Source organism: Sphingopyxis sp. (assembly GCF_041916015.1).
Taxonomy (GTDB): domain Bacteria; phylum Pseudomonadota; class Alphaproteobacteria; order Sphingomonadales; family Sphingomonadaceae; genus Sphingopyxis.
This window is the reverse complement of record NZ_JAYSAH010000075.1, coordinates 44,413-55,330: the sequence shown is the minus strand read 5'-3', so window position 1 is coordinate 55,330 and position 10,918 is coordinate 44,413. Positions and strand designations below refer to the sequence as shown.

At 68.8% G+C, this 10,918-nt stretch carries 10 protein-coding genes; 6 read left to right on the top strand and 4 right to left on the bottom strand.

Annotated elements, in window-relative coordinates; genetic code table 11:
* Positions 1 to 102 precede the first annotated feature (102 nt).
* The 4 genes from ACE3SL_RS10825 to ACE3SL_RS10810 all read right to left on the bottom strand — a co-directional run bounded on the left by ACE3SL_RS10825 (position 103) and on the right by ACE3SL_RS10810 (position 2,913).
* Entirely contained in the window at positions 103 to 891 is a 789-nt protein-coding gene (locus ACE3SL_RS10825; RefSeq protein ID WP_374525748.1) for a hydrolase 1, exosortase A system-associated, read from the bottom strand.
* On the bottom strand, positions 876 to 1,544 hold the full coding sequence (locus ACE3SL_RS10820) for a hypothetical protein (protein ID WP_374525747.1): 669 nt from the start codon (positions 1,542 to 1,544) through the stop codon (positions 876 to 878). Before ACE3SL_RS10820 ends, ACE3SL_RS10825 begins: the two co-directional genes overlap by 16 nt.
* A gap of 125 nt (positions 1,545 to 1,669) precedes the next feature.
* Entirely contained in the window at positions 1,670 to 1,930 is a 261-nt protein-coding gene (locus tag ACE3SL_RS10815) for an acyl carrier protein (RefSeq protein ID WP_374525746.1), read from the bottom strand.
* Positions 1,927 to 2,913 (bottom strand): GNAT family N-acetyltransferase, encoded by a 987-nt coding sequence (locus ACE3SL_RS10810; protein WP_374525745.1) that lies wholly within the window; start codon positions 2,911 to 2,913, stop codon positions 1,927 to 1,929. The genes ACE3SL_RS10815 and ACE3SL_RS10810 overlap by 4 nt, the downstream gene beginning before the upstream one ends.
* Positions 2,914 to 2,948: 35 nt before the next feature.
* Between ACE3SL_RS10810 and ACE3SL_RS10805 the strand changes: the two genes are divergently transcribed.
* The 6 genes from ACE3SL_RS10805 to ACE3SL_RS10780 all read left to right on the top strand — a co-directional run bounded on the left by ACE3SL_RS10805 (position 2,949) and on the right by ACE3SL_RS10780 (position 10,911).
* Entirely contained in the window at positions 2,949 to 4,472 is a 1,524-nt protein-coding gene (locus tag ACE3SL_RS10805) for an acyl-CoA ligase (AMP-forming), exosortase A system-associated (protein WP_374525744.1), read from the top strand.
* Positions 4,469 to 5,698 carry a pyridoxal-dependent decarboxylase, exosortase A system-associated gene (locus ACE3SL_RS10800; protein WP_374525743.1) on the top strand — a complete coding sequence of 410 codons (1,230 nt, stop codon included), beginning with the start codon at positions 4,469 to 4,471 and terminating at the stop codon, positions 5,696 to 5,698. Before ACE3SL_RS10805 ends, ACE3SL_RS10800 begins: the two co-directional genes overlap by 4 nt.
* Positions 5,699 to 5,884: 186 nt before the next feature.
* Positions 5,885 to 6,544, top strand: a complete 660-nt coding sequence (locus ACE3SL_RS10795; protein WP_374525742.1) for an XrtA/PEP-CTERM system exopolysaccharide export protein — start codon at positions 5,885 to 5,887, stop codon at positions 6,542 to 6,544.
* Between the two features lie 67 nt (positions 6,545 to 6,611).
* The gene (locus tag ACE3SL_RS10790; RefSeq protein WP_374525741.1) at positions 6,612 to 8,150 is read left to right on the top strand and encodes an XrtA system polysaccharide chain length determinant; all 1,539 of its coding nucleotides are present in this window, start codon (positions 6,612 to 6,614) and stop codon (positions 8,148 to 8,150) included.
* A gap of 14 nt (positions 8,151 to 8,164) precedes the next feature.
* Complete coding sequence (locus ACE3SL_RS10785) at positions 8,165 to 9,196, top strand: AAA family ATPase (protein ID WP_374525740.1); 1,032 nt, start codon at positions 8,165 to 8,167, stop codon at positions 9,194 to 9,196.
* Positions 9,193 to 10,911, top strand: coding sequence for a hypothetical protein (locus ACE3SL_RS10780; RefSeq protein ID WP_374525739.1), 1,719 nt, complete (start codon positions 9,193 to 9,195; stop codon positions 10,909 to 10,911). Before ACE3SL_RS10785 ends, ACE3SL_RS10780 begins: the two co-directional genes overlap by 4 nt.
* Positions 10,912 to 10,918: the final 7 nt, after the last annotated feature.

The window sequence follows — 10,918 nt, the reverse complement described above, 5'->3', positions numbered from 1 at the left end:
GAGACACGCGAAGGCTGGCGCTTCCCAAGCGTGTCTCGACTTCGCTCGACACGAATGGAAATAGAGGATGGTCTGGAATCCACGCCAATGCCGACGTCGCCGTCAGCCCAGCCGCTCCACTATCCGCGCCGCGAGCCACGCGGCATCGTCGCCCGCGAAGCTGTGCGAGGCGCTGTCGAGGCGTTCGACGGCCACGCCGTGCGGCCGGCAATTTTCGATAAAGGCCTGCGCGGTGCGATCACCGGTCGCGAGCAGGATCGTCGCGGGGCAGGCGAGCCCGGCGAGTGCGGTGTCGAGCCGGGCCGCGAGGCTGTCCCCGGCGGCGGGCGGTTTCGTCTTGCCGAGCGCCGACAGTCCTCGAAACAATTTTCGTAGATCAATCTCACCCTTCAAGAGGCGCAGCAGGCTTTTGGGGTCTTTGAGCCGCGTGAGATAGCGGGCGCGGATCGCGGCGGCGGGGGGCAGCGCGGGTTCGCCGGTTTCGGTTTCGCGCTCCTCATAGGACCAGGGATTGGCGAGGATCAGCGCGTCGAGCGGCAGCGGCTGATGCAGCAGCAGCGCGCTCGCCGCATCGCAATTGCCGAAGGCAAGGATGCGGGTGAGGTGCGGGGCGGTCTGGCGGAAGGCTGCGATGGCGGCGGCGATGTCGGGGCCGCTGCTGGCATAGCCGCCGTTCGCGCCTTCGCTGTCGCCGATGCCGCGGCGGTCGAAGCGGAACACCGGGTGGCCCGCGGCCGCGATCTGCTGCGCGAGCGTCGCCATGCCGCGGTGCGCGCCGCTGCGGACCTCGTTGCCGCCCGAGACGATCAGCAATCCGGTCGTGCCGGGCGCCTCGTCGAGGGTCGCAGCGAGCGTCGCGCCGTCGCAGGCGAAGCTCAGTTGATGCCGCATGTCCGGCTCCATGCGATGATGTCGGCGGCGATCGTGGCGGCCATCGCGGCATCCTCGCCGGGCTCCGCGCGCAGCCACAGCGGGGTTCCGGCGATGCCCTCGGCGCCGAGGGCGACGCTGCGGAGCGGCGCGACGGGTTGCGGCTCGGCGCGGCCGAGCTGGGCGAGCATCGCGGGCGAAAGGGCGTTGCCGGCGAGGAGCAGCGGGGCGGTCTTCGCCGCTTCGTGGAGGCTGTCCAGCGATGTTTCGATCCCCGCCTCGCGGTCGGCGTTCACGCGCGCGCGCATCATCGTGCGGAGCAGCGAGGCGCCGCCGGTGGGAGCGAGACGCCACCAAGCGGCCGCCTTGGCGCGATGGTCGATGAGCGCGCCGCCGCGGAGCGAGGCGATGACGAGCGGGCCGTCGATGCCCGCGGCGACCTCGGCCAGCGCCTGCTGCCAGTTTTCGAGATCGACGGCTTCGAGCGCGACGAGGCTTTCATTCTGGCCGGGCAGGTCGGGGTGGACCGCCGCAAAGCCGTCCGCGGCGAGCGCGCGCATCGCGAGCACCAGCGTGCGGCGGAGGCGGTTCGCTTCGTCGAACAGCGGCGGGACGATCAGGACGGTGGCGCGCGGCGGGGCGGCGGGGGCGATGCGGAGCTGGTGTTCGACCATTGCTTACATCAACCATGTGTCCCCGCGGAGGCGGGGACCCATCATCTGCCGGTTCAAAATTGCGCCAGCCGGAGATGGGCACCCGCCTTCACGGGTGCACATGATTGATAGGCTGGCACTGAGTCTCAACCCGCGACCTTGCGCTGCGAGAAAGCGAGCAGATTGCCGTAGGTCTCGAAAATCTCGCCGTCGATTTCGTCGTCGTCGATGAGGATGCCGAGGCGGTCCTCCATTTCGGTCAGCACGGTCGCGACTGCCATCGAATCGAATTCGGGGAGTTCGCCGAACAGGCCGCTGTCATCGGTCAGCGCGGCGGCGCGGTCCTCGCCGAGGCCGAGCACGTCGGCGAGCAGGGCGCGAAGGGTGGCATCGACGGTATCGGTCATCTGTCTTTCCTGAGCAGCGAACGGGCAAAGGCCTTGAACGCCGGTCCCCATGCCGCGATGCGCGACGGATTGAAAGCCTCGATGCGCCACAGGGGATCGTGGCGGTTCATCCAGTCGCGCTTGTAGGCGTCGTTGCCCGTGCCGAAATCGACACGCGCGACGTGATCGACCTCGATCACATGGCGGAACAGCGCGGCCGAGAGCAGGGTGCCGGGCGAGGCCTTCAGGCTGTCCTCGACATGCGCGAGCTTGTGGATGAAGGCGGTGCCGTCCTCGACGGTCCAGAACTGCGCGGCGACCGGCGCGCCCGCGATGCGGGCGAGGCCCATGCGGAAGGTGCCGCGTTCGGATTCGGATTCGGCGAAGGCGCGGAGGAGGGCGGGGTCGCCTTCCTCGGGTTTCCAGCTCGCGGCATAGATTTGTTCGTAGGCGGCCCAGGCTTCGGCGTCGAAGCGGGTGAAGAGCGCGATCTCGACGATGCCCTTCTTCGCCTTGCGCCTGACCGTGTTCTTGAGCGCGCCGGGGCGGCCTTCCCACCATGTGTCGAACGTCGAGCCGCCGAGGTCGAGCCAGTGGCGGTCGCCCGCGGGCACAGCCTTCACCCACCAGCCGGCGGCGCGGAGCGCGGCGGCGATGGCCGGCTGCTCCTCGTCGCGGACCGGATAGAGCGACAGGCGCGCCGCCTTTGTGCGGAGCTTGCGGAAGAGGTCGGTCAGCGCCGCCGCGCGGTCCGCGCCGGTGTAGAGGGGACGGATCGCGAAGCTGTACCAGTTGGCGAGGGCGGCGAAATGGCCGGGCCGGTCGATGCGGAGCGGCAGTAGCGCGCTTGTCTTTCCGGCGGTCCCGCGCGCGTCGAACCGGCCTTCGCCCGCGAAGCCGTGCGCGGCCAGCAGGCCGAACCATTCGGGCCGGTCGAAGGGCGAGGCGAAGCCTGCGGTGTTCGCCGCATCATCATTAGCGTGATCTTCACCGTTCCCTTGCATCACCCGGCGCTCTATCACCTAGCTCCTAACAGCCGATGACCATGATACAAAATCCGCCGTCGCGTCCGATCGACCATCTCGTCCACTATGGCGCCGCCGATGCGGCTGCGCTGCTGATCGGCGACCGGGTGACGACGTTCGCGGATCTCGACGCCGGGGTCGGGCGATTGGCCGCGTGGCTGCTCGATCAGGCGGGCGGTCCCGGCGAGCGCGTCGCGAGCTGGAGCGCGAAGACGCGTGCGGCGTGCCTGATGCCGCTCGCGGCGGCGCGCGCAGGGCTGATCCATGTGCCGGTCAACCCGCTGCTCAAGGCGCCGCAGGTGGCGCATATCCTGAGCGACAGCGGGGCGGTGCTGCTGATCACGAACGCGTCGCGCGCCGACATGCTCGGCGACGGGCGTCCCGACGACTGTGCGTTGCAGGATCTGAAGGTTGCCGAGGAGGTGATCGATTCGGGCGGAGAGGGGCTGCCGCCGTCGCTCGCCGAGCCCGACGATCTGGCGGCGATCCTCTATACCAGCGGTTCGACGGGGCGCCCCAAGGGCGTGATGCTGAGCCATGCGAATTTGTGGCTCGGCGCCGAGAGCGTTGCGTCCTATCTGAAGCTGACCCCCGATGACCGGGTGCTGGGCGTGCTGCCGCTGAGCTTCGATTATGGACAGAATCAGCTGCTTTCGACGTGGCACGCGGGCGCCGCGGTCGCGCCCCTCGACTATCTGACGCCGCGTGACGTCGTGAAGGCGGTGACGCGGCACGGCATCACGACGCTCGCCGGGGTGCCGCCGCTCTGGGTGCAGCTTGTCGAGAGCGATTGGCCTGTCGAGAGTGCGGCGCTGCTGAAACGGCTGACCAACAGCGGCGGGGCGCTGACGCCGTCGCTGATCGACGCGATGCGTGCGACCTTTCCGAAGGCCGACATCTACCCGATGTACGGGCTGACCGAGGCATTCCGCTCGACCTATCTCGATCCCTCGCTCGTCGCGGCGCATCCGACCTCGATGGGGCGCGCGATTCCGCACGCCGAGATTCTCGTCTGCCGCGCGGATGGCAGCGTTACCGACGATGGCGAGCCCGGCGAGCTGGTCCATGCCGGGCCGCTCGTCGCCAGGGGCTATTGGCGCGACGAAGCGCGGACGGCCGAGCGCTTCAGGCCCGCGCCCGCGGCGTCGCGCTATGGCGGGACCGCGGTCTGGTCGGGCGATACGGTGCGACGCGATGGCGAGGGCCTGCTGTTCTTCGTCGGGCGCGACGATGCGATGATCAAGACCGCGGGCAACCGCGTCAGCCCGACCGAGGTCGAGGATGCCGCGGTCGCGTCGGGGCTGATCTTCGAGGCGGTGGCATTCGGGGTGCCCGATCCGCGGCTCGGCGCGGCGATCGTGCTGATCGTGCGCGGCAAGGGCGGGCGCGACGCCGAAGGGCTTGCGGCGTATCTTAAGCAGAATCTTCCCAATTTCATGCAGCCGCAGGCGATCGAGTGGCGCGACGAATTGCCGCGGAGCCCCAACGGCAAGCTCGACCGGGTGGCGATCGCCGCCGACTGGAAGGTGACGGCATGAAGCCGCATGGACCGATCCCGCCCGGCTTCGCTGCCGATGCGAGCGGCATGCTGCTGATCGGCGGCGACCGGGCCGAAGCGCTCGCCGATGTCGCGGGCGATACGCCGCTGTTCGTCTATGACAGTGCGATGCTGAACGCGCGCGTCGCCGAATGGCGCGCCGCGATGCCCGCCGAGGTGCAACTGCATTATGCGATGAAGGCGAACCCCTATGCGCCGCTGCTCGCCTATATGGCGAAGCTGGTCGACGGGTTCGACGTCGCGTCGGGGGGCGAACTCAAAATGGCGGCCGCGAGCGGGATGGCAGCGGAGCACATCAGCTTCGCCGGACCCGGCAAGCGCGACCGCGAACTCGAAGCGGCGATTACGGCGGGCGCGACGCTCAATCTCGAATCCGCCGGCGAGGCCGCGCGCGCGCTGTCGATCGCGGCGCGGCTCGGAGCGAAGCCGCGGCTCGCGGTGCGGGTCAATCCCGACTTCGACCTCAAAGGGTCGGGGATGAAAATGGGCGGCGGGGCCAAGCCTTTCGGGGTCGATGCCGCCGAGGTTCCGTCGCTCGTCCGGCGGCTGATCGATGCCGGGGCCGACTGGCAGGGCTTTCATATTTTCGCGGGATCGCAGGCACTTGATGCCGCCGCCATCGCCGAGACGCAGGCGCAGACGGTCGCCCTCGCGGCGCGGCTGGCAAACGCGATCGGGGTGACGCCGCCGCTCGTCAATCTGGGCGGCGGGATGGGGGTGCCCTATTTCCCGGGCGATACGGGGGTCGATGTCGCGGCGGTCGGCGCCGCGCTCGGCGAGACGCTCGCGGCGCGCGACGCGGGGCTGGCGGGCAGCCGCTTCGCGATGGAACTCGGCCGCTGGCTCGTCGCCGAGGCGGGGGTCTATCTGACCCGCGTCATCGACCGCAAGACGAGCCATGGCGAGACCTTCCTCGTCACCGACGGCGGGCTCCACCACCAGCTTGCCGCGAGCGGCAATTTCGGCACCGTGATCCGCCGCAACTATCCGATAGCGGTCGCGAACCGCTTCGGCGCGGAGCCGGCCGAGACGGTGACGGTGGTCGGCTGCCTCTGTACCCCACTCGACCGGCTCGGCGATCAGGTGGCGCTTCCGCACGCCGATGTCGGTGATCTTGTTGCGATTTTTCAGGCAGGCGCCTATGGAGCGACGGCGAGTCCGTCGGCCTTTCTGGGCCAGGGGCCAGCCCGCGAAATGCTCGTCTGAATCACCGGACAGGGTTAATTTCTGTGCCGGATCGGCACAAGGTTCGGCAAACGCGGTGCGAACTTATCCCAAGACTAACGGTATGTTCACCCTTTTCGAGCAATGGCTGACCCTGACCCAAAGGCTGTCCGCGCGAATATCCGGAAAACGCGCGCGCATCCGGGCCGCTCGAAAGGTGATTTGAACATGACGTCCTTCCCCTCGTTCCGCACCGCCAGGGCCGCGCTCGTTTCGGGCATCGCCGCGACCGCGCTGACGGGCTGCGTGGGCTCCGGCGGCGGTCCCGCGCCGCAGCTGCCGAGCGCCAATTTCGTCGCGAACCAGGAAGGGCCGGGCGAGGAATATATCATCGGCCCGCTCGACGAATTGCAGATCTTCGTCTGGCGCAACCCCGAACTCGGCGGCAAGGTGCAGGTGCGCCCCGACGGCCGCATCACGACGCCGCTGATCACCGACATGCCCGCGGTCGGCAAGACGCCGACGATGCTGCAGCAGGACATCAAGCTGCAGCTCAGCCAATATATCACCGACCCGATCGTCAGCGTGATCGTCACCAGCTTCAACAGCACCTTCTCGCAGCAGGTGCGGGTGGTCGGCGCGACCGAAAAGCCCGCGTCGATCCCGTTCCGCGCCAACATGACCGTGCTCGACGCGATGATCGCGGTCGGCGGCCTCGGCGAATATGCCGCGGGCAACAAGGCGCGCCTCGTCCGCTTCGACAAGGGGACGGGCAAACAGCAGGAATTCGGCCTGCGGCTCAACGACCTGATCAAGCGCGGCGACATCAAGGCGAACGTCCGGCTGCAGCCGGGCGACGTGATCATCATTCCCGAGAGCATGTTCTGAGGCGCATGGTCTGACGCGCGGGGCGAAATGCGATAGAATGCCGGTTGCCAAGGATTGAAAGCAGACGATGAACGGCCTTTACGACGAATTCCGGGTGGCGGTGCACAGCGTGTGGACGCGGCGGTGGATCGTGCTCGCGGTCGCCTGGGGCATCTGCATCCTCGGCTGGCTGGCGGTCGCATCGATCCCGAACCGCTATGACAGCCGTGCGCGGCTGCTCGTCGATGCCAACCAGATCCTGCCCGACGACGGCAATGGCGGGCCCTATGCGGGCGGACCGCAGATCGACCAGATTCGCGAGACGCTGACCAGCGCGCGCAACCTCGAAAAGGTCGCGCTGACTACCGGGCTGATCGGCGCCGATGCCGGCGAGCGCGACAAGGCGGGCGCGGTCGGGATGCTGCAGAACAGCATCAAGGTCGTGCCGCAGCAGCAGAATATCTTCGAGATCAGCTCATCGGTCGGGATCGGCAGCCTGTCGGATGCCGACAATGCCAAGCTCGCCTCGGGTGTGCTCGACAGCCTGATCACCGTCTTCCGCGACGACCAGCTGCGCGGCGGGCGGATGAACGCGCGCGAGAGCCTGAAATTCCTCGAATCGCAAATCGCCGACCGCGAAAAGGCGCTGCGCGAGGTCGAAGCACGGCGCGGCGCGTTTGAGGCGCAGAACATCGGCCTGATCCCCGGCGGCAGCGGTTCGCCCGCGCAGCGCGTCGAGGCGGCGCGCGCCGAACTCAGCCAGATCGATTCGCAGCTCGTGTCGGCGCAGGCGCAGCTCGCCGCGGCAAACGGCCAGCTTTCCTCGACCCCCGCGACCGTGCCGGTCGCTGGCGGGGTCGGCGGCGGCGTTGCGCGCCAGCAGCTTGCCGGTGCGCAGAACGAACTTGCGGCGATGCGCGCGCGCGGCCTGACCGACGCGCACCCCGATGTGATCGCGCTCAAGAGCCAGATCGCCTCGCTGAAGGCCATGGCCGACCGTGAGGGAAGCGGCGGCGGTGGCGGCGGAATGCAGAACCCGGCCTATGCCTCGCTCGCCGCGATGCGCGCCGAGCGCCAGGCGACGGTCAGCGCACTGTCGTCGCGCAAGGCGCAGTTGACGGGCGACATCGCGAAGATCACCTCGCAGCAGATTCAGAACCCCGGCATCGCGGCCGAGTATGACCGGATCAACGGCGAATATACGGCGCTGAAGGCGCAATATGACAAGCTGCTGTCGCAGCGCGAGCAGGTGCGGTTGCGCGGCGAGGTGCAGACCGAGACCGACGCGATCAAGATCGAACTGCTCGATCCGCCGACGAAGCCGACGAGCCCGGCGGCGCCGAACCGGCCGCTGTTCCTGACGCTCGTCCTGCTCGCCGGGATCGGCGGCGGGATCGGCGCGGCCTTCGCGCTCAGCCAGGTGCGGACCAGCTACTCGACCGCCGCGAAGCTCGAACGCGCGAGCGGGTTGCCGGTGATCGGATCGATCACCGAGGTGGTGACGCCCGACCGTCATGTCGAGCGCCGCAAGCGGCTCGTCTGGCTCGGCGGCGGCGCCGCGGCGCTGGTGGGACTCTACGCGCTGCTGCTGATCGCCGAATTTGTCCAGCGCGGCATGGTCGCGTGAACGGGGAAGACGACATGAACGACCAACGCCCCGTCAAGCGCCCGCCCTCGCTGCTCGAACGCGCCGCCGACATGTTCGGCCTCGATCCCGCCAAGAATGCGGCGACGATCGACGTCTCCAAACTGCCGCCCGAACCCGAGAAGAAGGCGAAGAAGGCGAGGGCCGAGGAGGCGCCGGCCCGGTCCCCTGTGGCCGAGGTGCTGCCGCCCGAGCCGCCGGTCGTCGAAGCCGCACCGGCGGTGGAAGCGGCAGCGAAGCCCTCGCCGCGCAAGCATGTCGCCAAGGCCGCGCCCGCGATCGTTCCGGCCCGGCAGGGCACCATCGACCGCGAGCGCCTCGCCGCGCGCGGGATGGTCGTTCCCGGCGCTCCCGTCACCGGCATCGCCGAGGAATATCGCATCGTGAAGCGCGAGATCATCCGCAACTTCGCGGGCACCGCGAACCGCCCGGTCGTGCCGCGCGGCCACCGTGTGCTGATCGCCTCGGCCAATCCGGGCGAGGGCAAGACCTTCACCGCGGTCAATCTGGCGCTCAGCCTCGCGGTCGAGGCCGATCACGACGTGCTGCTGATCGACGCCGACATCGCGAAGCCGAGCGTGCTCGATACGCTGGGGCTCGAAAACGGCCCCGGCCTGATGGACGCGCTCTCCGACCCGCATCTGCCCCTCGGCGACTGCCTGATCCAGACCGACATCCCGGGGCTGAAGGTGATGCCGGCTGGTACGCAGCATCTGAACGATACCGAGTTGCTTGCCTCGGCGCGCACCGAGGCGTTGCTCGCGCAGCTCGAGGCGGGGGCGCCGGGGCGCATCGTCATTCTCGATTCGCCGCCGGTGCTCGCCGCCTCGCCCGCCGCCGTGCTCGCGGGGCATGTCGGCCAGCTTATCATGGTCGTGCGCGCCGACGAAACGCTCGAAAGCGCGCTGCGCGACGCGATCGGGCTGATGGGCGCCTGCCCGCATATCCAGCTGCTGCTCAACGGCGTGAAATTCTCGCCCGGCGGCCGCCGCTTCGGCACCTATTATGGACAAGGAGGCGCGTCATGACACGCACCGCCATCGGTTTGCGCCGCGGGGCGGCGCTCGCCGCGCTGCTTCTCGCCGGAACGGCGACCGGCGCGCATGCACAATTTTCGGGCGATCCCGCTTCGGGCGACGGGCCCGCCGCGGGCAGCGCCTCGTCGTCCGAGCCGGGTGCCGACCGTCAGGGCCGGCGCGGCGAGCGCCAGCGGAAGCAGCGCCAGATCGACGTCGCACCCTATCTGGAAGTCGGGCAGGTCGTCGGCGTCAATCTGAAGGGCGGCAACGGCGACGATGTGCTGACCTATACGACCGTCGCCGCCGGGGTCGATGCCGCGATCGTCACGCGCCGCGTCGAGCTGGCCGGTACGCTCCGCTACGAGCATCAATTCGGCTGGGGACGCCAGAGCGATCAGGATATCGTCAGCGGCCTCGTGCGCGGCCGGGTCGAGGTGTCGCGCGGGTTCAATCTGGAAGCGGGCGCGCTCGCGACGCGGACGCGCATCGACGGGCAGGGCCGCGGGGGCGACCTTCTGTTCCGAAATGATGGCAGCACCGCCAATCTTTATTCGGTCTATGCCGGTCCGACGCTGACCCAGCGCCTCGCCGGACTCGATGTCGGTGCGGGCTATCGCTTCGGCTATACAAAGGCCGACATCGACACGGGGCCGGTTGCCGGTGTCCGGCCGACGGGGGCGTTCGACAGTTCGACCAACCATGTCGCCTGGGCGAGCGTCGGCCAGCGGCCCGGCGACCTGCCGTTCGGCTGGCAGGTTTCGGGCGGCTATGAGCGCGAGGATGCCCGCCAGTTCGACCAGCGTTACGAAGGCAAGTTCGCGCGCGCCGACGTGACGGTGCCGATCTCGCCGACGGTCGCACTGCTCGGCGGCGTCGGATATGAGGATATCGAGATCGGGCAGCGCGACCCGCTGCTCGACACCAATGGCGTTCCGGTCCGCGACGCGGCGGGGCGTTATGTCACCGACAAGTCGAAGCCGCGCCAGCTCGCTTTCGACACCGACGGGCTGATCTGGGACGCGGGCGTGATGTGGCAGCCGAGCCGCCGCACCTCGCTGACCGCGAAGGTCGGCCGCCGCTATGGCGACACCATCTATACCGGCAGCTTCGCCTATCGCCCCGACCATGCGACCCTGTTCCAGGTCGGCGTCTATGACGGGCTGTCGAGCCTCGGCCGCGGGCTGTCGGGCGGGCTGTCGGCGCTGCCGACCCAGTTCGACCCGACGCGCAACCCGATCAGCGGCGACGTCGACAGCTGCGTCTTCGGGCAGGGAACGGGCGGTTGCCTCAACAACCAGATCGGCAATGTCGGCGCGTTCCAGTATCGCAACCGCGGCGTTCAGGCGGTGCTGTCGTCGAGCTACGGCCGTTGGCATTATGGCGTCGGGGCCGGGTACGACCGGCGGCGCCTGCTCGTGCCGCGCGGTTCGGTGCTCGCCAATCTCAATGGCATCACCGACGAGAGCTATTATCTGTTCCTGAGCGCGGGGCGGCAGCTCGACGCCGATTCGGACCTCACCGTCTCGGGCTATCTCAGCTATTTCGACAATGGCGCGCCCGGGGTCGGCGACGTCCAGTCGGCGGGACTTTCGGCCTCCTATTCGCGGCGGTTCTGGCGCAGCCTGACCGGCACTGCCGCGGCGTCGATCAATGCCTTCGATCAGGACGGCTTCAACAGCCAGCTTATCGGTTCAGCCTTGGTGGGACTGCGTTACAACTTCTGATCGGGGA